This window comes from Pseudomonas sp. PDM26 (assembly GCF_019219185.1).
In the GTDB taxonomy this organism is placed as follows: domain Bacteria; phylum Pseudomonadota; class Gammaproteobacteria; order Pseudomonadales; family Pseudomonadaceae; genus Aquipseudomonas.
The window spans coordinates 58483-84610 of the sequence record NZ_JAHUWC010000009.1 but is presented as its reverse complement, the minus strand read 5'-3'; the positions used below and the strand labels follow the sequence as shown (position 1 = coordinate 84610).

At 60.2% G+C, this 26128-nt stretch carries 22 protein-coding genes; 12 read left to right on the top strand and 10 right to left on the bottom strand.

Features of this window, described 5'->3' with window-relative positions:
* Positions 1 to 88 precede the first annotated feature (88 nt).
* Complete coding sequence (locus tag KW849_RS18265) at positions 89 to 619, top strand: hypothetical protein (RefSeq protein ID WP_218430693.1); 531 nt, start codon at positions 89 to 91, stop codon at positions 617 to 619.
* 47 nt (positions 620 to 666) lie between these two features.
* Here the strand turns inward: KW849_RS18265 and KW849_RS18260 are convergent, their stop codons facing one another.
* Positions 667 to 1662: an aldo/keto reductase gene (locus KW849_RS18260; RefSeq protein ID WP_218430692.1), complete on the bottom strand. Its 996-nt coding sequence runs from the start codon at positions 1660 to 1662 to the stop codon at positions 667 to 669.
* 117 nt (positions 1663 to 1779) lie between these two features.
* Here KW849_RS18260 and KW849_RS18255 point away from each other — a divergent pair, with 117 nt between their 5' ends.
* Entirely contained in the window at positions 1780 to 2703 is a 924-nt protein-coding gene (locus KW849_RS18255) for a LysR family transcriptional regulator (RefSeq protein ID WP_218430691.1), read from the top strand.
* A 7-nt stretch (positions 2704 to 2710) separates the two neighbouring features.
* Here the strand turns inward: KW849_RS18255 and KW849_RS18250 are convergent, their stop codons facing one another.
* Positions 2711 to 2848 carry a hypothetical protein gene (locus tag KW849_RS18250; protein WP_178086788.1) on the bottom strand — a complete coding sequence of 46 codons (138 nt, stop codon included), beginning with the start codon at positions 2846 to 2848 and terminating at the stop codon, positions 2711 to 2713.
* 157 nt (positions 2849 to 3005) lie between these two features.
* On the opposite strand from KW849_RS18250, the gene KW849_RS18245 reads away from it, so the two are divergent.
* Positions 3006 to 3194 carry a hypothetical protein gene (locus KW849_RS18245; RefSeq protein ID WP_007983579.1) on the top strand — a complete coding sequence of 63 codons (189 nt, stop codon included), beginning with the start codon at positions 3006 to 3008 and terminating at the stop codon, positions 3192 to 3194.
* A gap of 8 nt (positions 3195 to 3202) precedes the next feature.
* Here the strand turns inward: KW849_RS18245 and KW849_RS18240 are convergent, their stop codons facing one another.
* Complete coding sequence (locus KW849_RS18240) at positions 3203 to 3574, bottom strand: fe2+ zn2+ uptake regulation protein (RefSeq protein WP_218430690.1); 372 nt, start codon at positions 3572 to 3574, stop codon at positions 3203 to 3205.
* A 117-nt stretch (positions 3575 to 3691) separates the two neighbouring features.
* On the bottom strand, positions 3692 to 3874 hold the full coding sequence (locus KW849_RS18235; protein ID WP_218430689.1) for a hypothetical protein: 183 nt from the start codon (positions 3872 to 3874) through the stop codon (positions 3692 to 3694).
* A gap of 541 nt (positions 3875 to 4415) precedes the next feature.
* Between KW849_RS18235 and KW849_RS18230 the strand changes: the two genes are divergently transcribed.
* On the top strand, positions 4416 to 6743 hold the full coding sequence (locus KW849_RS18230; protein ID WP_218430688.1) for an acylase: 2328 nt from the start codon (positions 4416 to 4418) through the stop codon (positions 6741 to 6743).
* Positions 6744 to 6800: 57 nt separating this feature from the next.
* On the opposite strand, the gene KW849_RS18225 is transcribed toward KW849_RS18230, so the two are convergent.
* Positions 6801 to 7802 (bottom strand): FecR family protein, encoded by a 1002-nt coding sequence (locus tag KW849_RS18225; RefSeq protein ID WP_218430687.1) that lies wholly within the window; start codon positions 7800 to 7802, stop codon positions 6801 to 6803.
* 217 nt (positions 7803 to 8019) lie between these two features.
* Complete coding sequence (locus tag KW849_RS18220) at positions 8020 to 12852, bottom strand: dermonecrotic toxin domain-containing protein (protein WP_218430686.1); 4833 nt, start codon at positions 12850 to 12852, stop codon at positions 8020 to 8022.
* A 234-nt stretch (positions 12853 to 13086) separates the two neighbouring features.
* Between KW849_RS18220 and KW849_RS18215 the strand changes: the two genes are divergently transcribed.
* Positions 13087 to 14127 (top strand): Ldh family oxidoreductase, encoded by a 1041-nt coding sequence (locus tag KW849_RS18215; protein ID WP_218430685.1) that lies wholly within the window; start codon positions 13087 to 13089, stop codon positions 14125 to 14127.
* 234 nt (positions 14128 to 14361) lie between these two features.
* On the top strand, positions 14362 to 14613 hold the full coding sequence (locus tag KW849_RS18210) for a hypothetical protein (protein WP_007983592.1): 252 nt from the start codon (positions 14362 to 14364) through the stop codon (positions 14611 to 14613).
* 99 nt (positions 14614 to 14712) lie between these two features.
* Here the strand turns inward: KW849_RS18210 and KW849_RS18205 are convergent, their stop codons facing one another.
* A complete protein-coding gene (locus KW849_RS18205; protein WP_218430684.1) occupies positions 14713 to 15621 on the bottom strand; it encodes a LysR family transcriptional regulator in 909 nt (302 codons plus the stop codon).
* An 84-nt stretch (positions 15622 to 15705) separates the two neighbouring features.
* On the opposite strand from KW849_RS18205, the gene KW849_RS18200 reads away from it, so the two are divergent.
* The 6 genes from KW849_RS18200 to KW849_RS18175 all read left to right on the top strand — a co-directional run bounded on the left by KW849_RS18200 (position 15706) and on the right by KW849_RS18175 (position 22583).
* Positions 15706 to 16629 (top strand): carbon-nitrogen hydrolase family protein, encoded by a 924-nt coding sequence (locus tag KW849_RS18200; RefSeq protein ID WP_218430683.1) that lies wholly within the window; start codon positions 15706 to 15708, stop codon positions 16627 to 16629.
* Positions 16630 to 16766: 137 nt separating this feature from the next.
* On the top strand, positions 16767 to 18431 hold the full coding sequence (locus KW849_RS18195; RefSeq protein ID WP_218430682.1) for an AMP-binding protein: 1665 nt from the start codon (positions 16767 to 16769) through the stop codon (positions 18429 to 18431).
* Positions 18432 to 18447: 16 nt separating this feature from the next.
* Positions 18448 to 19209 carry an SDR family NAD(P)-dependent oxidoreductase gene (locus KW849_RS18190; RefSeq protein WP_108217477.1) on the top strand — a complete coding sequence of 254 codons (762 nt, stop codon included), beginning with the start codon at positions 18448 to 18450 and terminating at the stop codon, positions 19207 to 19209.
* A gap of 12 nt (positions 19210 to 19221) precedes the next feature.
* Positions 19222 to 20415: an acetyl-CoA C-acyltransferase gene (locus KW849_RS18185; protein WP_218430681.1), complete on the top strand. Its 1194-nt coding sequence runs from the start codon at positions 19222 to 19224 to the stop codon at positions 20413 to 20415.
* 141 nt (positions 20416 to 20556) lie between these two features.
* Positions 20557 to 21684, top strand: coding sequence for an acyl-CoA dehydrogenase (locus KW849_RS18180; protein ID WP_218430680.1), 1128 nt, complete (start codon positions 20557 to 20559; stop codon positions 21682 to 21684).
* A 125-nt stretch (positions 21685 to 21809) separates the two neighbouring features.
* A complete protein-coding gene (locus KW849_RS18175) occupies positions 21810 to 22583 on the top strand; it encodes an enoyl-CoA hydratase (protein WP_218430679.1) in 774 nt (257 codons plus the stop codon).
* A 177-nt stretch (positions 22584 to 22760) separates the two neighbouring features.
* Here KW849_RS18175 and KW849_RS18170 read toward each other — a convergent pair whose 3' ends face one another.
* The 3 genes from KW849_RS18170 to KW849_RS18160 all read right to left on the bottom strand — a co-directional run bounded on the left by KW849_RS18170 (position 22761) and on the right by KW849_RS18160 (position 26079).
* Positions 22761 to 23912, bottom strand: a complete 1152-nt coding sequence (locus KW849_RS18170; RefSeq protein ID WP_218430678.1) for an acyl-CoA dehydrogenase family protein — start codon at positions 23910 to 23912, stop codon at positions 22761 to 22763.
* 3 nt (positions 23913 to 23915) lie between these two features.
* Positions 23916 to 25022, bottom strand: a complete 1107-nt coding sequence (locus tag KW849_RS18165) for an enoyl-CoA hydratase/isomerase family protein (RefSeq protein WP_218430677.1) — start codon at positions 25020 to 25022, stop codon at positions 23916 to 23918.
* A gap of 163 nt (positions 25023 to 25185) precedes the next feature.
* A complete protein-coding gene (locus KW849_RS18160) occupies positions 25186 to 26079 on the bottom strand; it encodes a LysR family transcriptional regulator (RefSeq protein ID WP_218430676.1) in 894 nt (297 codons plus the stop codon).
* Positions 26080 to 26128 lie beyond the last annotated feature (49 nt).

The following is a 26128-nucleotide window of genomic DNA, read 5'->3' as shown; positions in this document are numbered from 1 at the left end:
TGTTAAAGCTCCGAATTAAAGTTTGGTGGCCTCAAGTGCTCCGGCCGATACTTCTGACCTCCTAACTTGGTCAAGCAAGGAGTTTTCAATGACTATCGGTTATACCGGCGCCTGGACTGCGAAAGCGGGCTTGTTGGTTCGAGATACCGCCAGCAGATCAAAGCCTGTTCCCCAGAGCGTCAAGGTCAGGCAGATGCTTGACCTGGTGGGCAACAATCCAGTCGAACTGGATACAGTCAAGATGGACAAGATGAAATTGCGCAAGCAGATGAAGGGTTTTGATCCCACTGATATTTCGGTCAAATCCATGGGCAGTCTCAGTGTCTTTCTGAAAGAGCGTGGCCTGATCAGTGATGTGACGGCGGTCACGCTGAGCAATGCCGGTGACAAGTTCGACCGGTTTGGTATCAAGGACCCTGACGCGAAGTTCAATGCGCTGGAATATTTCGCCACGCAACTGGAGAACATCCAGAACAACAATCTGAAGGGTAACAAGTACGCCAACTACCTGATTCCCGAGTTCAAAAAAGCGATCTACGTGCTGCAAAACCTGGAAACTTACGGCAAGAACAACGGCCCCATGGTGAGGCCCGGCAGTGTTCTCTCGGAAGAGGCCTGACGCCGTGTTGCCCGGCCCGCCCGGTTCATTGAGCGGGCCGGCGACCCTTACCGGTCGAGCAGTTTCATGACCTCTTCCGGATAACGCAGGCCCGCGGTGGCATTCGCCGGAAAGATCGCTTCCAGCGCGTGCAGTTCTTCGGCGTTCAGCGTCACCTCCAGAGCAGCCACGTTTTCTTCCAGATATTTACGTTGCTTGGTGCCCGGAATCGGAATCAGGTAATCACCCTGGGCCAGCACCCACGCCAGCGCCAGTTGGCCGGCCGTCACGCCTTTCTCTGCCGCCAGCGCCTGTACCTGTTGCACCAGTAGCAGGTTTTTCGCGAAGTTTTCGCCCTGGAAACGCGGGCTGAAGCGGCGGTAGTCATCCGCCGCGAAATCATCCGGACTTTTCAAAGCGCCGGTCAGAAAGCCTCGGCCCAACGGGCTATAAGGCACAAAGGCGACGCCAAGGCGCTGGCAGGCCGCCAGGCAACCGTTTTCCTCCTGGTCACGGCTCCACAATGAATATTCACTTTGCAACGCACTGATCGGATGAACCTTGTGTGCCCGTTCCAGGGTCGCCACCGATGCCTCGCTCAATCCCAGGTAACGCACCTTGCCGGCACTGACCAGTTCGGCCATGGCGCCGACGGTTTCCTCGATAGCCACCTGTGGGTCGATTCGGTGCTGGTAATACAGGTCCAGAGTGTCCACGCCGAGGCGTTTCAAGCTGCCATCGATGGACTGGCGAATGTATTCCGGCCGACCGTTGACGCCCCGGGTGGTGGGGTTGGCCGGGTCGCGGACGATCCCGAACTTGCTGGCCAGGAACACCTGATCGCGCTTGCCGGCAATGGCCTTGCCAATCAGTTCTTCATTGGTGTGTGGGCCGTACATATCGGCGGTATCGAGCAGGTTGACGCCCAGTTCCAGCGCGCGATGCAGGGTGGCCGTGGCTTCGCGGGTGTCCGTGCCGGTGGTGTAGAAGTCAGTCATGCCCATGCAGCCCAGGCCGATGGCCGACACCTGCGGACCGTTTTTTCCCAATTGACGTGTGTGCATGAAATCAGCTCCCTGTGAAGTGAGTCGCTATTGTTCGCCTCGACAGAAACAAGATAAACCGGCTAAAACGGCTATCACTATTCGTTAAATCTAAACAATCTGCCGGTGGAGCCAGCAATGGACCGTTTCAACGCCATGCGCGTCTTTACCCGAATCGTCGAACTCGGTGGCTTTTCCAGGGCCGCCGACAGCCTGCAATTGCCCCGGGCCTCGGTGACTATCCTGATCAAGCAACTGGAGGCACATCTGGGGGTGCAACTGCTGCAACGCACCACGCGGCAGATCAGCCTGACGCTCGACGGTGCGGCCTATTACCCGCGTTGCGTGCGCTTGCTGGCGGATCTTGAAGAGACCGAAGCGGTGTTCAGCGCGGCGCGCCACAATCCCAAGGGCTTGTTGCGGGTGGACATGCCGGCGGGAGTGGGGCGTCTGGTGGTGATTCCGGCGCTGCCGCAATTCACGGCCCGCTATCCCTTGATCGAGCTGGAAATAGGTTTGAATGACCGGCCGGTGGACCTGATTCGCGAAGGTGTCGATTGCGTGTTGCGTGGAGGCTCGCCGCTGGACGATTCGCTGGTGGCACGGCCGCTGGTGATGATGGATCAGGTGACCTGTGCCAGTCCGGACTACCTGCAGCGGCACGGAACGCCCCATAGCCTGGACGACCTGGACGGACACCGGATGGTCGAGTACATCTCCAGCAACGCAAAACGCTATGGGCTGGAGTTTGTCGTGGATGGCCAGGTGCAGTCGGTCGATCTGCCCAAGCAGGTGGCGGTCAACAGTGCCGATGGTTATCTGGCAGCGTGCGAGGCCGGATATGGCCTGGTGCAGACGCCGTACTATCACGTCGCCCGGCAACTGCAGGAGGGACGATTGCGTGAAGTGCTTGGGGAAGTGCCGCCACCGGGCATGCCGATGACGGCGCTTTATCCGCCGCACCGCCAGTTATCCCGGCGTGTGCGTGTGTTTGTCGATTGGCTGGTTGAGTTGTGTGCCCAGCCCGGCAATGACTTCTATCGAAAGGATTCAGGACGTTGAATAGCTGTTAACGATGTTGGTAGTAACCCGGTCCGCGATGGTCGTAGTGGTGATGGTGGTGCCAGCCCCCGTAGGGGTAAACAATGCAACCGCTCAAGGTCAGGATGGCCAGCAGAGGCATCAGCAATGTGATTCGTCGCAACATGTGAAAGTCCTCATGGTTATCGCCGTTATGAAGCCAAAACTCTTCATCGGCTGTAACATGAGACCCCCGCTCGTAGTTGTTTATCCCCGAAACAGGGTAGGCACTTGGCATGCGTATCGATACAAACCGGATACATTTTCAGATTCAGGAACCTGCAATGACTCAGTCGCAACGTTTGAAATACTCGATTCTGATCTCCCTGGTGGTGCTGGGGATCATGTTTGGCCTTTCCTGGTTGCAGAACACCGGCGTCATCAGTGAAAAAATGTTCCAGTACATCGCCATAGGCGTGGCGGTGATCGTGGTGGTCGTCAATGGCGTGATGCGCCGCAAGGTCAAGCCCTGATCATTCGATCATTGGTTGCGCAGAATGGCAGCAGCCTGGGGATGCAGGCTGTAGCTTTTGTCGGGATTGAGGACAATCACGCCTTCGCTGCACAAGCGCTTGAGCACTTCACGCACGCTGAGAAAGGACAACGGAATATCCAGCTCCAGCAATTGGCTGTGCACACCACGCACACCCAGGCTGCGGTCGTTTTCGGCGGCCGTCAGCAGGGCATCGATGACTTTCAGGCGGATCAGGCTGGTGCGCAGGCCAAAGCTTTTGAGCAGGATCCTGATCCGCTCGTTGCGGTGGCGATCGGTATGCGGCTCGAATACGCCGACTCCCATGGAAGCACCCTTTGGCGCATTGCTACCGTCCGTTGGCAGTTGCGAGTTGTACATTGCAAAACTCCTTTTCAGAGCCTGATCAGGAAAAAGTGGGCGCTCTTGCAAGACTAGACGCATGAGCAGTGCAAATCATGAAGGCTCGAATGTAGAAAATTTGTCGCCACCGTGTGATCAACCTGTCAGTCCACGCGCCGATGCGCGGTAAAACCCTAAATTTTGGTTCTTCACGCAATCCCGGGGAATACCGATACCTGTAGGAGCTGCGGTGCGGCGATCCGACTTGCCAGCGATGGCGACCTGACGGCCGACCATTTTCTTCCTGGTGTACATATTCATTGCTGCGGTAACGGCCACTTAGGGTTCCGCCCTGACGGCGGGTCACTTGGAAGAGCCCCAAGTAACCAAGGGCTCTTGCCCCTGACGTTCGGTGCCTCGCCCAGGCTCGGCATGCCCTCGCTCCGGTCCTGCTCCGTGGGCCCGCCGCGATCGGCCATCCATGGCCGTGCGCGGCTAACCCGGCATCCATGCCGGGTTGCCCACTGCGCAGAACCTGCACTCGGCCTCTCGAGGCGGCGTGCACCGCAACAGCACCGCGAGGCGAGCTAACGCTCGACCTCTTGTTGGGTGGTGCACGCGTTCCCCTGTAGGAGCTGCCGGAGGCTGCGATCTTTTGATCTTGCTTTTGCGATCTGGAGATTGCTGAAGATCAAGATCAAAAGATCGTCCGAACGCGGCCCGAACCTTCGGCAGCTCCTACAGATATTTTCGTTATATGTGTTCCTCCGGGATTCCGTGAAGAACCTAAATTTTTGATGTGAGCTTCGTCCCTACAGGGAGGCACGGTGCGCGTGGGTATGCGCAGCTGTAGCCATCGTTTTTTCGATCAGGAGCGAGCGTGATTATTTCCAGCCAGTTAGCCAGGTTGAGCCTGGCGGGTGTGACTCTGGGGTTGAGCCTTGCGGCGAGCGCGAGCGGTACGCCTGCGCAAGCGAGCGCGGACATCCGCCGCACCAGTTTCGGCGTGCCGCACATCCGCGCCGACAATGAGCGCGGGCTCGGTTATGGCATCGGCTATGCCTACGCCCAGGACAACCTGTGCCTGCTGGCGAACGAGATCACCACGGTGAACGGCGAACGTTCGCGGTATTTCGGGCCGGACCAGCTCACCGTCGAAGGGCGTGAGAACCTGGTCAGCGATGTATTTTTCACCTGGCTGAACACCCCGCAGGCGGTCGCCGGTTTCTGGAATGCCCAAAACCCGCCAGTGCGTGAGTTGGTTGAAGGTTATGTGGCGGGGTACAACCGCTTCCTGAGTGAACGTCGTGCCCAGGGTCTGCCGCAACTGTGCCAGGGCGATTGGGTGCGGGAAATCACCGCCTCGGATCTGGTCAAGCTGACCCGGCGCCTGTTGGTCGAAGGTGGCGTCGGCCAGTTTGCCGAAGCCCTGGCCGGTGCCACGCCACCCAAAGCCGTGGCCCAGGCGGCAAACGCGCAGCCGGCGTTCCAGGTGGCCGCCACGCGCATGCAGCGCTTTGCCCTGGACCGGGGCAGCAACGCCGTCGCGGTCGGCAGCGAGCGTTCTTTCAACGGTCGTGGCATGCTGCTGGCCAATCCACACTTTCCGTGGGTGGGCGGCATGCGTTTTTATCAGATGCACCTGACCATTCCCGGCAAGCTGGACGTGATGGGCGCGGCATTGCCCGGCCTGCCGGTGATCAACATCGGTTTCAATCAACATCTGGCCTGGACCCACACCGTGGACTCGTCCAGACATTTCACGCTGTACCGCCTGCAACTGGATCCCAAGGATTCGACTCGTTACCTGCTCGAGGGCCAGTCCTTGCCGATGGACAGGCAGACCCTGACCGTCAACGTCAGGCAGGCGGACGGGCAGGTCCGGGCGATTTCCCATGAAGTCTACAGCTCGAAGTTCGGTCCGGTGGTGCAATGGCCGGGAAAACTGGATTGGGATCATCAATACGCCTACAGCCTGCGTGACGCCAATCTGGATAACGACCGCGTCCTGCAGCAGTGGTACGCGATGAACCGCGCCGAAAACCTCAAGGATTTCCAGGCCGCGGTGCACAAGATCCAGGGCATACCGTGGGTCAACACGCTGGCGGCGGACGATCAGGGGCAGACGCTGTACATGAACCTCTCGGTGGTGCCCAACGTCAGTGTCGACAAGCTGGCGCAGTGCAGCGATCCGCGGATCGGCCTGCAGATGATCATCCTTGACGGTTCCAACAGCGCCTGTGCCTGGGACATCGACCCGCAGGCGCCACAACAGGGTATCTATGCGGCGGACAAGTTGCCGCAATTGCTGCGCAAGGATTTTGTCCAACACTCCAACGATTCGGCCTGGATGGTCAACCCGGTGCAACCGCTGACCGGCTATTCGCCGCTGATCAGCCAGGATGGCCAGCCATTGGGGTTGCGATCACGTTTTGCCCTGGAGCGTTTGAGTACGTTGCCCCAGGTCGGGGCGGCGGATTTACAACACATGGTCATGGACGATCAGGTTTATCAGGCGAATCAAGTGATGCCGGACCTGCTGCAGTTCTGCGCGGCGGATCTGGGTGCCGATGCAAAAACGCTGACGGCACTGTGCGTCAGCCTCAAGGCATGGGACCGCAAGGCCAACCTCGACAGTGGTCTGGGGTTTGTGCATTTCCAGAATGTCATGGAGTCTTTGGAACAAGTGCCGGACGTATGGCGCGTGGCGTTCGATCTTCAGGACCCGCAACAGACTCCGCGTGGACTCGCGGTCGATCACCCGGACGTAGCGAAGGCGCTACGGGCAGCGATGCTGGCTTCGGCTGAACAGGTCAAGGCGTCAGGTCTCAAGCCGGACAGCCGTTGGGGCGATATCCAGGTGGTCAGCAGCGGCGGGCACCAGACGCCAATCCACGGCGGACCGGGGACGCTGGGCGTCTATAACGCCATCCAGAGCGTGCCGCGCAGCGATGGCAAGCGCGAAGTGGTCAGCGGCACCAGTTACCTGCAAGTGGTGACCTTTGACGAAACCGGACCACAGGCCAAAGGGCTTCTCGCGTTCTCGCTATCCAGCGACCCGGCCTCGAAGTTTTCACGGGACCAGACGCAGGCCTTTTCCAGGAAGCAATGGAGCGTGCTGCCCTTTACCGAGCAACAGATCCTGTCCGATCCGAACTATCAGGTGCAGACGATTCGTCAGCAGGATGCAAAGGTGACTGCGCAGTAAGGTCGTGGAGCATTGCATGAACGCTGAAGGCCGCACCCCGCAAGGGTGGCGGCCTTTTCAGCTTTTCGGGGTTTTTTGCGGAATCGCATTGACCACCAGATTGCCGTTCTGGTTACGGGTCAGGTAGACCGGCAGGACCCGCGGCAAGGATTTCACCAGGCCGTGGATCTCCTTGATGTTGTAGATCCCGCCGATATGGATCGAGCCGGTGCTGTTGTCCGCGACCATCAACGGTTTGTCCAGGTAGCGATTGATCAAGGGCAGTGCATCGCTCAGTGCCAGATCGTCGAGTACCAGTTTGCCCTGGCGCCAGGCCAGAGAACTGTCATTGTCATAGGTCTGGCTGATGCGGGGAATGAAGTCGCCGTGGCGATAACTGGCCTGCATCGCCGGCTCGAGGCGCAAGCCGTCACCGGGCTGGTCGGCGTTGCTGCTGACCAGTATCGAGCCTTCGATCAGATTGACCTTGACCTGGTCTTCATAGATCCAGACGTTGAATTGGGTACCGGTCACGCGAATCCGGCCTTCGGCGGCCTTGACCACAAACGGGTGACGGGTGTCATGGCTGACACTGAAGAAGGCTTCGCCTTTTTTCAGCGTGACTTGCCGTTGATCCTTGTAGTTGCTGTAGGTCAGCTCGCTGCCCAGGTTCAGTTCCACCTGGCTGCCGTCCTTCAAGGTGACCGCGCGAACATTGTCAGTCGCTTCGAAATGCTGGTACGCGTTCGGTACCCAGCCCAGGTGCCAGCCGCCATAACCGGCCAAAGGCAGTGCCAGTGCGCATATCGCCGCGGCAATACCCAGGCGCCGCCACGGGTTTACCGGTTGAGTCCGAACCAAAGGTACGACGGGCTCGGGACGGGGCAGGTCGCCAGCGACATCCCAGATCTGCAGCATCGCTTCGTACTCGAAGGCATGGAGCGGATGCGCATCACGCCATTGCTCGAACGCCTGGCGCTCTTGCTCGGTGCAGTCATTGGCGTGCAAACGCATGCACCAATGCGCAGCGGCATCGGTGATGGCGTCGTATTCAGCTTGCGAGAGCATGTGGTCGGTCATTGGCTCATCCTGATTTCGTGCATTCTAACCTTGGGGGGAAGTTTGCGAGAACATCAGTCATGGCATTTAACCATCAATGTGTAGTTTTTTTTCAACGCCTCACCTCTGGAACACCTGCTGTCGGGGTAGCAGTCTCCACAGGGCGCGTGGAAAAAAGATCAAGACAAACACCACTGTGCAGCGCAGATCTGCAGATCTGCGCGTTATTACGTCGGGATCAGGTTTCAGTGGTCGTGGCGAGCGGCACCGGGTCCAATTGCCGGCCCATTTCGCAGATCAAAAAGGCGATGGAGTCGGCATTGTGCAAAATGACGTCGGTTCGGAACTTCGAATCCTGCCCGTTCAAAAAAGCTTCCCGTGCCTTCTCCATGGTCTTGCTGCCCGTCAGCCGCAGAATGGCCTTGCCGACGTGATAAGAATCCGGAATCGAATCCAGGCTGATCCACGCTCGCAGCCCACTGTTCCAGCGTGCGAACAATTCTTCCTTGGGTGTTTCCATCGACAAGGCTACTCGCTGGAAGTCCAGCTGGGACTGTTTCATTTCTGCGCCATAGGCGGTGATCGATGCCACCAGATCGCTGAACGGTCGCCTGGCCTCAAGGTATGCAATGTCCACGGCCCCGGAAAACAAGTGAGCGAACTCGTGTATCAACGTCGCGGCCTGGCTGTGGCTGTCGACGTCGAAGGGTTGTGTCAAACAGGATTTGTACCAGTCCAGTTGTTGGTCGAAGAATCGTTCCGTGAAATGCACATGGCGCTGTTTATCCTTGTCCAGGACAAACGCGACGAGGATGTCCTTCGGGTTCCGGTTTGAACCCACGATAAAACGTTGCGAGTTCATCCAGTCTTCATCGGGGTCGACCAGCGCGTTACAGATGGGAACGATAGCCTGTTTGATTTTGTCGATCAGTGCATTGTCGACCTGCCCGACATCAAAGAACTGTTTGAGGAAGGTATCCAGCCGTGTGCCCGGGACGAGTTTGCGCAGTTGCACCAGGTTGTGCAGGCTGTTGAACGCGTAATAGCGAGCCATGTCGATGGCCTGCACGATCATACGGGCTTTTTCGGGATGTTTTGCGCGGATTTCCTTCATCCCCCGGGCCTCGATGTTCAGCACATCCCCGGCAGCATGGGCATAAGCAAACTGATTGTGCATTTTCGAGAGGGCTTTGCCGAAGTGGACGGTGTGGGTGTCCGGGTCGATCACCAGTTGCTTGTCAGGCGTCGTCAGTAACACGGGGCCTTCTTCCTGGCCTTTGACCATTCGCCACACCGCTCCGGTCTTGTTCACGCCGTACACCTTGCCGGCAATGGCGGCGAAAGTTTTCTGGCTGGCCGCTTCGAGATAGGTGCCGTCCGTGCGGTTTTTCGTCAGGTTCTTCAGTTCGACGGTGGTTTCGAACGGTTGCAGTCGTGTACGCAACGGTGCTGTCGAACGGATCTGCGACCAGGGTTGCGCAATCACGGGGGTGGTAACCGGTTGAGCGATGGCTTCACCGGTTGCCTGGGCGCTGTCGGCCCATCCTTCAAGCGATAACCGGCCCAACGTCACGATCTGCACCGCACCGGCAATAAAATCCAGCAATGCAGTTGTCCAGTGATGGTCCTGCAGGGCTTCGGCCGAGTTTCGCGCGTCCTTGTAGGCATTCCACAGAAACTGTAGATACGCGAGTTTGCCCGGTAACAGCCCCGAGAAGAGATTGATTGCGGAGCTGAACAGGTGTTTGACAGCCTCCCAGTCCGACTGGCCTGAAACATGCGACTGGCTGCCGAGCAATCGTGTCAGCAGTTGGGTGTTGTCATGGAAAAAACGGGTGAGTACGTTGCCGCCGATGGGGGTGGACGCAAGAGTCATTTCGCTCAACTGGCCAATGGTGGATTCGAACAGGTTGCGAAACACTGGCTGCTCACGGTCTGGCAGGCGACGTATCAACATTTCCTGCAAGACTCCCGGCGTATTGAACGCCGAGACCACGCTGGCCTCATTTTCAAACTCTACAAACGGTGAGCCTGCGGGATGGTAGGGGGCATAGAGAATATGTGGGCCTGTGTTGCCACCGCCAGGGCCGATCAGGTAAAGGCCAAGCGCTTTGACGGCGGCGGTGCCGGTTGTCTTGATCAGTTCCAGTGGCCGGACAATCGCATGTGCCCCCTCAACGGTAGTCCGGGCGATGGCGTCCGGCATGTCCAGTACCTGGCGAAGCAAATCGAAAGCACTACCGGACAGCCGTTGCCGCAGCTTGAGTTCGTGGGCGTGTTGCAGCAGTTGCCAGGGCAGTTGCTTGACGAAACGCAGCATTCGGTTTTCGACGTCAGCTGCTTGATTCGACAAGTTGTCGGTGACCTGTCTGGCGTAGTTTTGCGCGATGTTCAATGACAGCAACAATTGACGGACAGCCGCCTGATCCAGCCCGACGGGCAGGGCTTGAAGGGTTGCCGAGCTGACTTTGAACCCGGTGCCCTGTGCGATGTTGACATGGTTCAGGGCGAACTCGGTAAGGCTCCTTGCCGGGCCAACCAGGGCCAGGTCGGGGGTGATTTCGATGTTGTCGGGGTCCAGCGTTTGTGCAGGGAAGCGGCTGCCGAGCAATGACGTCAACGTCTCATGCACATACGACTTGAGGGGTTTGATCCCGTGCAAATAGTCTTTGTCCTCATCAACGCTGTTGCGGTATTGCTCCAGCAACTCAAGGTGCTGACACTGGTCTTCCAGTGGAGCCATGCCAAGCCAGGCGGGCAGGGTCTGCTGCCGGCTGATCGCACGGGCAATCGAGGTGGCTCTTGGCAGGTTGGCGTTGAAGGCCGTTGTGGTCAGGGTTTTCTGGGCTTCTTTCTGCTTCGTTTCGCTCAGGTCGAAGGTGCGTACGTGTTCGCTGCGAGCCAGAAAGTGTTCGATGGACGATTGCGCGACCCGCTCCAATACAGATCCTTCAATCAGCCGCAGCGGTCCCAGCGAGTAACGTTGGTGAAAGACGCGCTGGGCGGGGGTGAGGTTGTCCAGCAGCGCCAGGCGTTGTCGTGGGTCGAGCAGGCGGCGGTTCAGTTCCAGCCGTGCACGGGTGATGGTGTCAAAGACTTCCAGGCCCTCGGCGGGTGTCCACAGGATCGACCTGCCGGAATGCGAGGCGTCGAGCCCGCCACGCTCGGTCAAGAGCAGACAATGAGCCAGGGGCAGGACATCCTTCTGACCGGAGCATTCCAGGGTCAATGAGTAGGCGTCGGGCCGGAAGCCCTTGAGGGACCGGCGGTTTTGCCGTTCGGCCTGATCCGGGTTGAATACCGTTTCGACAATGGCCCGGTCCGCATCCCGCAGTGTCGCGCTGAGCCTGCGCAGACTGGCCTCGCCCCGGATGCCGACGGAAAGCGCATGGGCCAGGCGGGTTTTCATGCTTTCCAGATAAACCCGTTGCAAAGCCAGCGAAGCAACCGGTTGCGCCGCAAAATCTGCGTTGATCAGTGTTTCGATGTCGCTGAAGGTCTTGGCGAAAGCTGCCGCGGTATCCGCCAGCACCGCGGAGGGATGCTGATCGCCGGTTAACACGGGCCGTGTGCTCCAGCGTCCGTCGGTCTCCAGTGTCAGCAACCGTTCGCTGATCATCGAGCGGATATCCAGCGCCTTGTCGAACAGGGCGTGGATGTTCACGCTGCCGTCACTGTGACGGAACACCTGCAGGGCATATTCCATGTTCTGCAGTTGCTTGGTGACGATCGCGTCGAAGAGCGTGGGGAAGATCGCGCCGGACATCACTTCCCCGGCCACATTCGGCCGGTCAAAACCGATGAAGCGCTGGCGTTCGTCCAGGCTCAGCAGGCCATAGAGCTCATCCTCGTGTCCGGCCGCGCTGAACTTGCTCAGCACCGTATCGCACAAGTCCTGATAGTCCTTGAGCACCTGCAGGCCTCGGGTGGGTGTGTAGAGAAACGCATCGCTGGCGCTGACCATCAGTGAGCCGGCCAACTCGACATAGTTGGCCCGGTGCTCCCACAGGCGCACGGTTTCGATAGTCATTGATTGGCTCGCCCGGCTGGCCGTCGAGACCAGCGCATGCAAATCCTGGCTTTGCTCCGGGGTGATGATCCCGGCTTCGCGCTTGAGCAGCAGTTGCACTCGCGCCTGAGCGGAGATGGCCTGGCCGAAGAATGCGCGACGCGATGCGCCATCGACACTCGCCGCAGCCCAGAAACCTTCGAGCTGCCTGACCAGCAGGCTGACGAGTTTGCGCGAGATCGTGGTGGCGGCAGCTTCCCAGAGTGGCTGGTCGGTTTTTGCCGAGGTTTTTTTCGGATGGGAAAACTCATGGGACTGTCCGGACGGCCAACGCTGATGGCGATAGTGCAGGAGTACCGCGTCACTCAGGGACAGGGAGTTGACCCAGCGTCGCGTCGGATGGCTTTCTCCAGCGCTTTCTTGCGTTGTTGCCAGGTAGAAATTCACTTGGGTCTGGCTCTGGTCCAGACCGGGAAAAGCTGTAGCTAGCTGTTCACTGAGCAATGCTTCGAGTAGCGACGTCAGGGACGGCAACGCTTTGAGCTCAGCGAGCAGGGCCTGGTCATTGAGTTGTTGGTGGGTGGAGAGGGTGTTGCGTTGGTCCTCGAACACCTCGCCTTCGATGGTTTGAAAGTCCAGTTCGATGGCCACGGCGTCCACAACGGCCTTGCGTTGAGACAGCGCCATGAAGGCCAGCAGATTATCGTCTTCGTCGGCCGCTTTGAGTTGTTTCACCAGCTGCTCGGTCAGGGCCGAACGGTCAGTGAACTTCTGTATCCCGGCGTATGGGGTGTAGAGAATCACGCCGTGGTCATCGGGTGTCGCGGTCAGCAAAAAACTGCCGGCCAGCGCCAAATTTTCCAGTCCCGGTATTTTCAGCAGGATTTTTTTCGCCAGCATGGGCGGCGTCTGCTCATTGCGCAGGGCCTGGCTCGCCAGTTGGATATGGCTGAACCATTCGAAGTCCTTTTGCGTCAGCCCGTGGGCTTTGCCAAGTTCTCTCCAGAGACCGGGCAACGACAGTGCCTCGGGGAAAAACAGCGGAGTTAAAGATGCAGGCATCGTCGAGTCTCGTTCAAGGTGCCATTCAAGGGCACCTGTGGATTGAGTTTCGAGACTAAAAGCCGGCGGGACGATGCAGGCGGTAAATAGATAACGCACGGGCCGTGGGCATTCGTGACACGGATATACCCCATCGGCCCTGAGCGAAAGGTTGACAGGTCGCTCGCCGCGCGTTGTTAATCGGCGGGTCTTTGTACGCTGTTGTTCCCTCCAATAATCAGTCTGGAGCTTCAGATGTCTGCGCCACACGATCACACCTCTACTGCGATCTCGTCACACCTGTCATTCGAAGCGCTCAGCGCTTTGCTCGAGAAGATTTTTCTGCGTCACGGCACGTCGGCCGACGTTGCCCGGGTGCTTGCGCAAAACTGCGCCGGTGCCGAGCGCGACGGCGCGCACAGTCACGGGGTATTCCGGATTCCGGGTTATGTTTCGACGCTGCAAAGCGGCTGGGTCAATGGCCAGGCCATTCCGGTGGTCGAAGATGTGGCTTCAGGGTTTGTGCGGGTCGATGCCGCTAACGGTTTTGCGCAACCGGCCCTGGCGGCGGCACGCGAGTTGCTGGTACAGAAAGCCCGGAGTGCCGGCATCGCGGTGCTGGCAATCCGTAACTCGCACCATTTCGCTGCCTTGTGGCCGGATGTCGAGCCCTTCGCCGAAGAAGGCCTCGTGGCCTTGAGCGTGGTCAATAGCATGACCTGCGTGGTGCCCCACGGCGCCGACCGGCCGCTGTTCGGTACCAACCCGATTGCCTTCGCTGCACCGCGGGCCGATGGCGCACCGATTGTCTTCGACCTGGCCACCAGTGCCATTGCCCATGGCGATGTGCAGATTGCCGCACGCGAGGGCAAACGCTTGCCGGCAGGGATGGGCGTGGACAGCCTCGGCCAGCCGACCACAGACCCGAAAGCGATTCTTGAGGGCGGTGCGTTGCTGCCTTTTGGCGGGCACAAGGGCTCGGCATTGTCGATGATGGTCGAGTTGCTCGCGGCGGCACTGACCGGCGGCAATTTTTCCTTCGAATTCGACTGGAACAACCATCCTGGCGCCAAGACGCCCTGGACTGGCCAATTGCTTATCGTGATCGACCCGAGCAAAGCGGTGGGGCAAAGTTTTGCCGAGCGCAGCCAGGAACTGGTGCGGCAAATGCACGGCGTCGGCTTGAAGCGTTTGCCCGGTGACCGGCGTCACCATCAACGCGCCAAATCACAGGTCAATGGCATTGAGCTGGATGCGCAGACGCTGGTGAACTTGCGGGAGCTGGCGGGGGAGTGATCCTGTAGGAGCGACGGTGCGGCGATCCGACTTGCTCGCGATGGCTGCAGTCCAGCCAACATCTCTGTTGAATAGGCTGATGTCATCGCGAGCAAGCTCGCTCCTACAAAGGTCCGGTCGCGCGCGCTGGTGGCAGCTATTTTGCCCGGGCAGGCCATCTTGCTGAAAAACCGGCGCAGGACATTTCGTCCTACAGTGTAAGATGTCGCCAATTTTACGCAGCAGGAAATTCCCATGAGCTTCAATCTGGCCGACAAACCCCTCGCCGAGCGCGCTGCGCTTGAAGACGAGAAATCCCGTCTGTTCGAACTCTGGCAAAACAACCTGGGCAAAGCCAAGGGTGAGGCCGCACGGTTGTTCGGCGAGCGGGCCAAACGCAAAGGCAAATGGGCCGAATGGGTGCGCGCCGAGCTGGACGGCATGTCGCCACCGGAGTTCGCCAACATGGTGCGCAGTGAAGTCAATCGCCTGATGGCGGCCAAGTAGGAGCTGCCGCAGGCTGCGATCTGTTGATCTTGAGCTTGAGCTTGTTGCGCTGCAGTCGCCGAAAAGAAAACATCAAAAGATCGCAGCCTGCGGCAGCTCCTACGAAAAGCTCGCGACGATCGCCTCGCGCACTTTCAACACCACCGGGTCGAGCTGGGTGCTGGTCCGCCAACCCAGTTCGATCGGGTAGCGCGGCAAGGCCAGGGGGCAGGGCAGCAGCGCCAGTCCGCTGAGCGTTGCGATGCTTTGCGCCGCATGGGCCGGAATGGTCGCCACGGCCTGGCTGCCTTTGAGCAAATGCGGCAACGCGGCAAAATGCGTGGTCGAGGCGCACACCCTTCGACTCAGCCCCAGCGCCGCCAATCCTTCATCGGTAATCCCGATAAAACCGCCGGACGACACCAGAATGTGTTCGCGGGCCACAAACTCCTCAAGACTGATGCTCTGCTGGCCCTGGACCAGGCTCGACGGGTCCGCCAGGCACAAATAATCACCTTCCCCCAGTACCTGACGGCTGAGCAGTCGCTCGGCAACCCCGCCCGCGGTAATCGCCAGGTCAATGCTGCGCTCCAGCAACGCCTGGGCGACGATCTGGCTGTGGGTCTGGCGAAAAATCAACCGCAGTTTCGGCGCGCTACGGCCTATTTCCTCGATCAGACGCCGGCCGTAGGCAATTTCGAAATCATCCGACATTCCTACGGTGACCGAGCGTCCTTCGTACTGTTGCGCGGCCGGATCGACCATCGCCAGGCTCTGCCGGCACTTGTTCAAGGCATCGCTGACCACCGGTTTGAGCTGATTGGCCTTGAGCGAGGGGGCCAGGCCGCGTCCGGTGCGCACGAACAGCTGATCGCCATACACCTCGCGCAACCGACGCAAGGCCGCGCTGACGGCCGATTGCGTCACGCCCAGGCGCAGGGCGGCACGGCTGGCGCTGGACTCTTCGTGCAGCGCTTCGAAGACTTTGAGCAGGTTGAGGTCGATGTCGGTGATATTCATTTGGCTCATATCATTCAGCAGTGAATCGGTCTTTATTGATGATCACGTGGCACCGGAGAATGAGCAACACCTGATGCGAATGGAGTTTTCGAGATGCCCAAATCAATCGTTGCGGCCCTGCAAATCGGCGCCTTGCCCGGTGGCAAGGCGCAAACACTGGAACAGATCCTGTCCTATGAAAACGCGATCATCGAATCCGGCGCCGGGTTGGTGGTGATGCCCGAAGCGCTACTGGGTGGTTATCCCAAAGGAGAGGGCTTTGGCACGCAACTGGGCTATCGCCTGCCGGAAGGTCGCGAAGCCTTTGCCCGCTATTTTGCCAATGCCATTGACGTGCCCGGCGCGGAAACCGAAGCGCTGGCAGCGCTATCCGCGCGCACTGGAGCCAATCTGGTGATCGGCGTGATCGAGCGCGCTGGCAGCACCTTGTACTGCACCGCGCTGTACTTTGATCCGCAGGCCGGGCTGGTGGCCAAACACCGCAAGCTGATGCCCACCGGCACCGAACGGCTGATCTGGGGCAAGGGCGATGGCTCGACCTTGCCGGTGATCGACAGCCAGGTCGGGCGCGTCGGCGCGGTGGTGTGCTGGGAAAACATGATGCCGCTGCTGCGCACGGCAATGTACGCCAAAGGCGTGGAGGTGTGGTGCGCGCCGACCGTGGACGAACGGGAGATGTGGCAGGTCAGCATGCGCCACATTGCCCACGAGGGGCGCTGTTTCGTGGTCAGTGCCTGTCAGGTCCAGGCATCGCCCCAGGCCCTGGGTGTGGACATCGCCAACTGGCCGGCGGATCGGCCGTTGATCGCCGGCGGCAGCGTGATCGTCGGTCCCATGGGCGACATCCTCGCCGGACCGTTGCGTGATAGCGCCGGTCTTCTCACCGCACAAATCGACACCGACGACCTGGTACGCGCCCGTTATGACTTTGACGTGGTTGGCCACTATGCCCGCCCGGATGTATTCGAGCTGACCGTGGACGAGCGCGTCAAACCCGGGGTGCGCTTCATCGCTTGATGCCCTGCGGGCTTTGGCCAAAACAGTCAGACAACTTGATAACTTTGACCATTGCCCGCCACCCCGCGCAGAGCGAGTATTTCCCTGTTGATTACGGTTCCCCCCAACCTAATAAAAAACACAGAGGGATTCTGGCAATGCGCGATTACTTGTCTGCTGCTTCTCAGTTCAATTATCAGCACACGGTCGATGCCGCACTCGCAGGCGATCTGACGGCCCTCAACGCCTGTATCGAATGCTGTGACCGGCATGCCTTGCCGGGTCGCATCGCGCTGTTCTGGGAAGGCCGCGACGGTAGCAGCGCGGCTTACACCTTCACCGAATTGCAGGACAAGGCCGCGCGTTTTGCCAATTTCCTGTTGGCCCAGGGCGTGAAGAAAGGCGACAAGGTCGCTGGCCTGTTGCCACGCAATATCGAATTGTTGATCACCGTGTTCGCCGCCTGGCGCATCGGCGCGGTGTATCAACCGCTGTTTACCGCGTTCGGTCCCAAAGCCATCGAGCACCGTCTGAGCTGCTCTGGCGCCAAAGTGGTGGTCACCGATGGGGTGAACCGGCCGAAACTGGCCGAGGTCGCCGAATGCCCAACCACGGTGACCGTCACCGGCCCCAAAGGGCAGGGCCTGGTTCGCGGCGATTTCAGTTTCTGGGCCGAACTGGCCAACTACTCCGCTGACTGTGAACCGGTGCTGCTGACCGGGGAAGATCCATTCCTGCTGATGTTCACCTCGGGCACCACCGGCCCGTCGAAAGCACTGTCGGTGCCGCTCAAGGCCATCGTTGCGTTCCAGAGCTACACCCGCGATGCGGTGGATCTGCGCCCGGAAGACGCGTTCTGGAACGTCGCCGATCCGGGTTGGGCCTACGGCATTTACTTCGGTGTCACGGGACCCATGTCCATGGGGCATCCGATCACTTTTTACGATGGCCCGTTCACCCTCGAAAGCACCTGCCGGGTGATCAACAAGTACGGGATCACCAACCTCACTGGTTCGCCGACGGCCTACCGTTTGCTGATTGCCGGCGGCGATGAGTTCGCCAGATCGATCAAGGGCAAGCTGCGTATCGTCAGCAGCGCCGGCGAGCCGCTGAATCCGGAAGTGATCCGTTGGTTCGCCGACAACCTCGACGTGGTCATCCACGACCATTACGGCCAGACCGAACTGGGCATGGTGCTGTGCAACCACCACGGCCTTGAACATCCGATTCACATGGGCGCCGCGGGATTTGCCTCACCGGGCCACCGTATCGTGGTGCTGGATGAGCAATACCAGGAACTGGGTGTTGGCCAGCCGGGCATCCTGGCCATCGACCGCAGCCAATCGCCGATGTGCTGGTTCGCCGGCTACGAAGGCGGGCCGACCAAGGCCTTTGTCGGCAACTATTACCTCAGTGGCGACACCGTCGAGTGGAACCCGGACGGCAGCATCAGCTTCGTCGGTCGCAGCGATGACGTGATCACCACCTCCGGCTACCGGGTCGGTCCGTTCGATGTGGAGAGTGCGCTGATCGAACACCCGGTCGTAGTCGAGGCCGCCGTGGTCGGCAAACCCGATCCGGAGCGCACCGAACTGGTCAAGGCCTTCGTCGTGCTCAACCCGCAATACCGCGCTGAACCTGCGCTCGCCGAAGAGCTGCGCCAGCACGTGCGCAAACGTCTGGCGGCACACTCGTACCCCCGCGAAATCGAATTTGTCAGCGAATTGCCGAAAACCCCAAGCGGCAAATTGCAGCGCTTTATCTTGCGCAACCAGGAAATCGCCAAAGCTCAAGAGGCCGCGGCGAAGAACGTTCCAGCTTGAATCCAGGGAAACAATGATGCAGATCGAGAACAAGATTTTTATCGTCACCGGTGGCGCTTCCGGCCTCGGTGCCGCCACCGCCGAGGTGCTGGTTGCCGCTGGCGCGAAAGTGATGCTGGTGGACATGAACGCCGAAGCCGTTGCGGCCCAGGCCCAGCGCCTTGGCGCGCACAGCGTGGTGGCGGACATCAGCAACGAAGCGGCGGCCGAAGCCGCGGTGCAGGCGACGGTCAAGGCCTTTGGCGGCCTCAATGGTCTGGTCAACTGCGCCGGCATCGTGCGTGGCGAGAAGATTCTCGGCAAGAACGGTCCGCACGCGCTGGCCGGTTTCAGCCAGGTGATCAACGTCAACCTGATCGGCAGTTTCAACATGCTGCGTTTGGCAGCGGCGGCGATTGCCGAAACCGAAGCGGATGCCGATGGCGAGCGCGGCGTGATCATCAACACTGCGTCGGCTGCAGCTTACGACGGCCAGATTGGCCAGGCGGCTTACTCGGCGTCCAAGGGCGCGATTGTCAGTCTGACCTTACCCGCTGCCCGGGAACTGGCGCGTTTCGGCATCCGCGTGATGACGATCGCCCCCGGCATCTTCGAAACGCCGATGATGGCTGGCATGACCCAGGAAGTCCGCGATTCCCTGGCCGCCGGTGTGCCGTTCCCGCCACGCCTGGGCAAACCGGCCGAGTACGCAGGGCTGGTCAGGCATATCATTGAAAACAGCATGCTCAATGGCGAGGTGATCCGTCTCGACGGTGCCTTGCGCATGGCCGCCAAGTAAGGAGGATTTGTCATGACAATGTCCAACGATCCGATTGTAATCGTCAGCGCCGTCCGTACCCCGATGGGCGGTTTTCAGGGTGATCTGAAAAGCCTGACGGCGCCGCAACTCGGCGCTGCGGCCATCAAGGCCGCGGTTGAACGCGCCGGGGTCGCCACTGATTCCGTCGACGAAGTGTTGTTCGGCTGCGTACTGCCGGCCGGCCTTGGCCAGGCCCCTGCGCGTCAGGCGGCGCTGGGCGCGGGGCTGGATAAATCGACCCGCTGCACCACCCTGAACAAGATGTGCGGCTCGGGCATGGAAGCGGCGATTCTGGCCCACGACATGCTGGTGGCGGGCAGTGCCGACGTGGTGGTCGCCGGTGGCATGGAAAGCATGTCCAACGCGCCCTACCTGCTGGACCGCGCTCGTGCCGGTTACCGCATGGGCCATGGCCGGGTGCAGGACTCGATGTTCCTCGACGGCCTCGAAGACGCCTACGACAAGGGCCGCCTGATGGGCACCTTCGCCGAAGAATGCGCCGAAACCAACAGCTTCAGCCGTGAAGCCCAGGACGCCTTTGCCATTGCCTCGACCACTCGCGCGCAGCAGGCGATCAAGGACGGCAGCTTCAAGGCCGAAATCGTCCCGCTGACCGTGATGGTCGGCAAAGAGCAGGTGGTGATCAGCAATGACGAGCAGCCGCCAAAAGCCAGGCTGGACAAGATTTCTTCGTTGAAGCCGGCGTTCCGCGAGGGCGGTACGGTGACCGCGGCCAACTCCAGTTCGATCTCCGACGGTGCCGCTGCGCTGGTGCTGATGCGCCAGTCCCAGGCACAGAAACAAGGGCTGAAACCGTTGGCGGTGATTCATGGTCACGCGGCGTTTGCCGATACGCCGGGCCTGTTCCCGGTGGCACCGATTGGTGCGATCAAGAAGTTGATGAAGAAAACCGGCTGGTCGCTCAATGACGTCGATCTGGTGGAAGTCAACGAAGCCTTCGCCGTGGTCGGCATGGCCGCGATGACTCATCTGGAAATCCCCCACGAGAAACTCAACGTGCACGGCGGTGCTTGCGCCCTCGGTCACCCGATCGGCGCGTCCGGTGCGCGGATTCTGGTGACCCTGCTTTCGGCCCTGCGCCAGAAAGGCTTGAAGCGTGGCGTCGCGGCGATTTGTATCGGTGGCGGTGAAGCGACGGCCATGGCCGTGGAATGCCTGTATTAAGACCTACGCAGTTCCTGTAGGAGCTGCCGCAGGCTGCGATCTTTTGACCTTGATTTTTTAGCGATTTCAAGACCGCCAAAAATCAAAAGATCGCAGGCTTCGGCAGCTCCTACAGGGGCAATTCATTTATAAGGACTTGGCATGATCCCCAATGACGACCAAACACAAATCCGCGACATGGCCCGGGACTTTGCCCAGGAACGGCTGAAACCGTTCGCCGCCGAATGGGATCGCGAGCACCGCTTTCCCAAGGAAGCCATCGGCGAGATGGCCGGGCTGGGCTTCTTCGGCATGCTGGTGCCAGAGCAGTGGGGCGGATGCGACACCGGTTACCTGGCCTACGCCATGGCCCTGGAAGAAATCGCCGCCGGCGATGGCGCCTGCTCGACGATCATGAGCGTGCACAACTCCGTGGGTTGTGTGCCGATCCTCAAGTACGGCAACGACGATCAGAAGGAGCGCTTCCTCAAACCGCTGGCCAGCGGTGCGATGCTCGGCGCTTTCGCCCTGACCGAACCCCAGGCCGGTTCCGACGCCAGCGGCCTGAAAACCCGTGCGCGCCTGGACGGCGATCATTACGTGCTCAACGGCTGCAAGCAGTTCATCACGTCCGGGCAGAATGCCGGGGTGGTGATCGTGTTTGCGGTGACCGATCCGAGCGCCGGCAAACGCGGCATCAGCGCCTTTATCGTGCCGACCGATTCACCGGGCTACACCGTCGCGCGGGTCGAAGACAAGCTCGGCCAGCATGCGTCCGACACCTGCCAGATTCTCTTCGAAGACGTGAAGGTGCCGGTGGCCAACCGTTTGGGCGAGGAGGGCGAAGGCTACAGGATTGCCCTGGCCAACCTTGAAGGCGGTCGCGTCGGCATCGCTTCGCAATCGGTGGGCATGGCCCGCGCTGCGTTCGAAGCAGCTCGCGACTACGCCCGTGAGCGCGAGAGTTTCGGCAAGCCGATCATCGAGCACCAGGCCGTGGCGTTCCGCCTGGCGGACATGGCCACCCAGATCGCCGTGGCGCGGCAAATGGTGCACTACGCCGCCGCCCTGCGTGACAGCGGCCAGCCGGCCCTGGTCGAAGCGTCGATGGCCAAGTTGTTCGCCTCGGAAATGGCCGAGAAGGTATGCTCCTCGGCGCTGCAAACCCTGGGCGGTTACGGCTACCTCAACGACTTCCCGCTGGAACGGATCTACCGTGACGTGCGGGTCTGTCAGATCTACGAAGGCACCAGCGATATTCAGCGCATGGTCATTTCGCGCAACCTTTGAAAAGGAGACCTCTGTAGGAGCTGCCGCAGGCTGCGATCTTTTGATCTTGAAAATCAAAGTCAAAAGATCGCAGCCTGCGGCAGCTCCTACAAGGGATCTGGCCTTATGTAAAACAGGAGTTGTTTATGAGCTACGAAACGATTTTGCTGGAAACCCATGGCCGCGTTGGCCTGATCACCCTCAACCGTCCGCAAGCGCTGAACGCGTTGAACGCACAGATCGTCAGCGAACTGAACCAGGCCCTCGATGGCTTCGAGGCTGACGCGAACATCGGCTGCATCGTCCTGACCGGTTCGAAAAAAGCCTTCGCCGCCGGTGCCGACATCAAGGAAATGGCCGAGCTGACCTATCCGCAGATCTACATCGACGACCTGTTCAGCGACAGCGATCGCGTGGCCAACCGCCGCAAGCCGATCATCGCGGCGGTCAACGGTTTCGCCCTGGGTGGCGGCTGTGAACTGGCACTGATGTGCGACTTCATCCTGGCTGGCGACAACGCCCGATTTGGCCAGCCGGAAATCAACCTCGGCGTGCTGCCGGGCATGGGCGGCACCCAGCGCCTGACCCGCGCCGTGGGCAAGGCCAAGGCCATGGAAATGTGCCTGAGCGGTCGTCTGATCGATGCCGTGGAAGCGGAGCGTTGCGGCATCGTGGCGCGTATCGTGCCGAGCGATGAGCTGCTGGATGAAGCGCTGAAAGTCGCGGCATTGATCGCCAAGAAGTCGTTGCCGATTGCGATGATGGTCAAGGAAAGCGTCAACCGCGCCTTTGAAGTGAGCCTGGCCGAAGGCGTGCGCTTTGAGCGCCGGGTGTTCCATGCGGCGTTTGCGACGCAGGATCAGAAGGAAGGGATGGCGGCGTTTATTGCCAAGCGCGAGGCTGAGTTCCAGGGTAAGTGATGTAGCGTTCTTGCGAGCCTCATCGCGAGCAGGCTCGCTCCCACATTGGACCTCAGTGTTTATGAGATCCCTAGTAGGAGCGAGCCTGCTCGCGAAAAACCTGAGGGCACCGGGGCGATTCAGGTACCCCGTGTCATCGTTGACCCCCATCGCGAGCGAGCTCGCTCCTACAAGGCATCAAACCAGGTAGTTCTTCAGTTCGCGGGCAATCACCATCCGCTGAATCTCGCTCGACCCTTCGTAGATCTGCGTGATCCGCGCATCCCGGTAGTATTTTTCCACCGGATAGTCTTCCAGGTACCCGTAACCGCCATGAATCTGAATGGCGGACGAGCAGACCTTTTCCGCCATTTCCGACGCAAACAGCTTGGCTTGTGAGGCCTCCGACAGGCAGGGTTTGCCGGCCGTGCGCAGGCGCGCGGCGTGCAGGATCATCAGTCGCGCCGCGTTGAGTTGCATGTGCATGTCGGCCAGCAAATTGGCGATGCTCTGGTGTTCATTGATCGTCTTGCCAAACTGCACCCGATCACGGGAGTAGGCCAGCGCCGCTTCGAAGGCCGCGCGAGCGATGCCGAGTGCTTGAGCTGCGATGCCGATGCGGCCGCCTTCGAGGTTGGACAAGGCGATGGCCAGGCCCTTGCCGCGTTCTCCCAGCAGATTGGCCTCGGGGATGGTGCAGTCGTTCAGAGTGACCGCGCAGGTGTCGGAGGCGCGGATGCCCATCTTGTGTTCGGTGCGATCGACGATAAAACCGGCGGTATCGGTCGGTACCAGGAACGCCGAGATGCCACGCTTGCCCAAATCCGGATCGGTCACGGCAAACACAATCGCCAGCTTGGCGCGCTTGCCGTTGCTGACGAATTGCTTGGCGCCGTTGATCACCCACTGGCCGTTGCGCAGTTCGGCGCGGGTGCGCAGGTTGTGTGCCTCGGAACCGGCCTGGGGTTCGGTCAGGCAGAAGCAGCCGATGACCTTGCCACTGGCCAGGTCCGCCAGCCAGGTCTGTTTCTGTTCTTCGCTGCCGTAGTTGAGCACCGGCCCGCAGCCCACGGAGTTGTGGATGCTCATGAAAGCGCCAGTCGCACCATCGCCGGCGGAGATTTCTTCCACGGCCAGGGCGTAGGCGACGTAGTCGACATAGGTGCCGCCCCATTCCTCGGGCACAACCATGCCCAGCAAGCCCAGTTCGCCCATCTTGGCCACCAGACCGTCATCGATCCAGCCGGCCTTTTCCCAGGCCTGGGCATGGGGCGCGATTTCGCCACGGGCAAAATCCCGGGCCATGTCGCGGATCATGACTTGCTCTTCGCTCAATTCGATATCGTGCATGGCTCAGCTCTCGCTCTGGTCAAACCCGCTGAAGAAGCTCGCCACGTGTTCGGCGTCCAGCGCCTCGAGGGTGGGCGGGTTCCAGCGGGGTGTCTTGTCTTTGTCGATCAGCAAGGCGCGCACGCCTTCGATCAGGTCGCCGCGCTCGAACCACTGGCGGTCCAGATGCAGTTCAAGGGCGAAACATTGCTCAAGGGGCAGTTCGCGTCCACGACGGAGCATTTCCAGGGTCACGGCCATGGCCAGCGGCGAGCGGGTTTCCAGCAGGTTGGCGGTGGTGACGGCCCACTCATGGCTGTCGGCGATCGTGACCTGGCGCAGTTGCTCCACAATACTCGGCACATCGGGTTGGGCGAAGAAGTGGTCGATGGCCGGGCGCAACGTTGCCAGTGGTGCGTCAGGCAGTTGCTGCACGGCGAATTTCGCCAACAGGCCTTGCAGGTCCTTGAGCGGCGTGTCGTGCCATTCGAGCTGGTCAAGTTTCTCGTCCAGGGCGCCCAGTTTGTCGCTTTCCAGGTACCAGTCCGCCAGCCCGCAATACAGCGCATCGGCAGCGCGGATTTGTACGCCACTGACGCCGAGGTAAATCCCCAGTTCGCCGGGAATGCGCGGCAGGAAGTAGCTGCCGCCGACGTCGGGGAAGTAGCCGATGCCGACTTCCGGCATCGCCAGACGGCTTTTCTCGGTGACCACGCGCAGGTCCGCGCCTTGCACCAGGCCCATGCCGCCGCCGAGGACAAAGCCGTCCATCAGGGCCAGCACCGGTTTGCGGTAGTGGTGGATCGCGAGGTCGAGGGCGTATTCCTCGACGAAGAAATCTTCGTGCAGGGTGTCGCCGCTTTTGAAACTGTCATACAGCGAGCGTATGTCGCCGCCGGCGCAGAAGGCTTTTTCCCCGGCACCGCGCAAGACCACGGCATGCACTTGCGAATCCTGGGCCCAGGCGTCGAGCTGGCGGTGCAGGTTGCGCACCATGTCCAGGGTGAGGGCATTGAGGCCGGAGGGGCGGTTGAGGGTCAGATGACCAATGTGGTTGCGCACTTCGGCCAGCACTTCGTTTTGCATGGCATCCAGGAACTGCGCCCCCTTCGATGAAACCTGAGCAGTCATCACTAACTCCCTGCTTTTATTGTCTTTATCGAGATGCTCGCGCGCGAGCGATGACGGATCGTATCAGTGCAAATTTGCCTTGTACAACCCGGATAAGTGCAGGTTATCTGTGCATTTTTGCATGGTGATGACCGGCACTGTTTCAGCGTAGACCAACGCGTATTCAGGCAAACGCCGCGAGCAGATCCTCTTCGAACGCCTTCTGCGCATCGCCGGCCACCTGAGCCCGGTGCCGGGCCAGATGAAACGCGACATCGAAACTCATGTCGCCGCGACGCACGGCCCTGAGCAAACCTTTGTCTTCCCAGCCACGGGCAAAGTGGCTGGGCAAATAACCGACATGCTTGCCGGAAAGGATGAAGGCGAGGGTGCCTTCGACTTGTTCGGAGCGCGCCGAACACAACTTGCCCTGGAAGGGTTCGTCGCTGCGCAGGAACCGGTAGGGGTGATCGACCCGGTCGCAGGCTTGCAGATCCTGATCTTCGGGGGCCGGGTTAGTGAACAGTGGATGGCCGGGGGCGCAATACAGGTGCTGGGTTTCAATGAACAACTGGCGGTAGTCAAACGCACTTTGTACTTGCGAGAAGTAGCCGATGGCCAGGTCCAGCCGCTGTTGCAGCAGCAGGCGTTCCATCTCGCCGGGCATGGCGCTGATCAGCTCGATACGCACCGACTCGTCCCGCTCACGGAAGCGCCGGATTGCTTTGGCCACCCGTTGCAGCACCGATTGATCCAGGGCTTCGGACAGGCCCAGACGCACTTCGCCGATCAAGCGTCCGGCCACGCCGTTGGATTGATGACGGAAGGCTTCGATGGACTCGAACAGTCCACGGGTGGCGCTGAGCAATTGCTCGCCCTTGGGAGTGATCTTGAATCCGCCCTTGCCGCGACTGCACAAGCGATAGCCAAGGCGGGTTTCCAGTTTGGCCATTTGCTGGCTGATGCTCGACTGGCTCAACCCCAACTCGCCCTGGGCGGCGCTAAAGCCGCCGCACTCCACCACGCTGACGAACAACCGCAATAATTGCAGATCCAGATCATGCAGTTGGCCGAGCATCAAACATTACTCCGTCATAAAGTCAGGTTAATTAACTTGATATTTCACC

Coding starts and splice junctions, on each gene's coding strand:
- KW849_RS18265 (WP_218430693.1), top strand. CDS start 89: ATGACTATCGGTTATACCGGCGCCTGGACTGCGAAAGCGGGCTTGTTG.
- KW849_RS18260 (WP_218430692.1), bottom strand. CDS start 1,662: ATGCACACACGTCAATTGGGAAAAAACGGTCCGCAGGTGTCGGCCATC.
- KW849_RS18255 (WP_218430691.1), top strand. CDS start 1,780: ATGGACCGTTTCAACGCCATGCGCGTCTTTACCCGAATCGTCGAACTC.
- KW849_RS18250 (WP_178086788.1), bottom strand. CDS start 2,848: ATGTTGCGACGAATCACATTGCTGATGCCTCTGCTGGCCATCCTGACC.
- KW849_RS18245 (WP_007983579.1), top strand. CDS start 3,006: ATGACTCAGTCGCAACGTTTGAAATACTCGATTCTGATCTCCCTGGTG.
- KW849_RS18240 (WP_218430690.1), bottom strand. CDS start 3,574: ATGTACAACTCGCAACTGCCAACGGACGGTAGCAATGCGCCAAAGGGT.
- KW849_RS18225 (WP_218430687.1), bottom strand. CDS start 7,802: ATGACCGACCACATGCTCTCGCAAGCTGAATACGACGCCATCACCGAT.
- KW849_RS18220 (WP_218430686.1), bottom strand. CDS start 12,852: ATGCCTGCATCTTTAACTCCGCTGTTTTTCCCCGAGGCACTGTCGTTG.
- KW849_RS18215 (WP_218430685.1), top strand. CDS start 13,087: ATGTCTGCGCCACACGATCACACCTCTACTGCGATCTCGTCACACCTG.
- KW849_RS18210 (WP_007983592.1), top strand. CDS start 14,362: ATGAGCTTCAATCTGGCCGACAAACCCCTCGCCGAGCGCGCTGCGCTT.
- KW849_RS18205 (WP_218430684.1), bottom strand. CDS start 15,621: ATGAGCCAAATGAATATCACCGACATCGACCTCAACCTGCTCAAAGTC.
- KW849_RS18200 (WP_218430683.1), top strand. CDS start 15,706: ATGCCCAAATCAATCGTTGCGGCCCTGCAAATCGGCGCCTTGCCCGGT.
- KW849_RS18195 (WP_218430682.1), top strand. CDS start 16,767: ATGCGCGATTACTTGTCTGCTGCTTCTCAGTTCAATTATCAGCACACG.
- KW849_RS18190 (WP_108217477.1), top strand. CDS start 18,448: ATGCAGATCGAGAACAAGATTTTTATCGTCACCGGTGGCGCTTCCGGC.
- KW849_RS18185 (WP_218430681.1), top strand. CDS start 19,222: ATGACAATGTCCAACGATCCGATTGTAATCGTCAGCGCCGTCCGTACC.
- KW849_RS18180 (WP_218430680.1), top strand. CDS start 20,557: ATGATCCCCAATGACGACCAAACACAAATCCGCGACATGGCCCGGGAC.
- KW849_RS18175 (WP_218430679.1), top strand. CDS start 21,810: ATGAGCTACGAAACGATTTTGCTGGAAACCCATGGCCGCGTTGGCCTG.
- KW849_RS18170 (WP_218430678.1), bottom strand. CDS start 23,912: ATGCACGATATCGAATTGAGCGAAGAGCAAGTCATGATCCGCGACATG.
- KW849_RS18165 (WP_218430677.1), bottom strand. CDS start 25,022: ATGACTGCTCAGGTTTCATCGAAGGGGGCGCAGTTCCTGGATGCCATG.
- KW849_RS18160 (WP_218430676.1), bottom strand. CDS start 26,079: ATGCTCGGCCAACTGCATGATCTGGATCTGCAATTATTGCGGTTGTTC.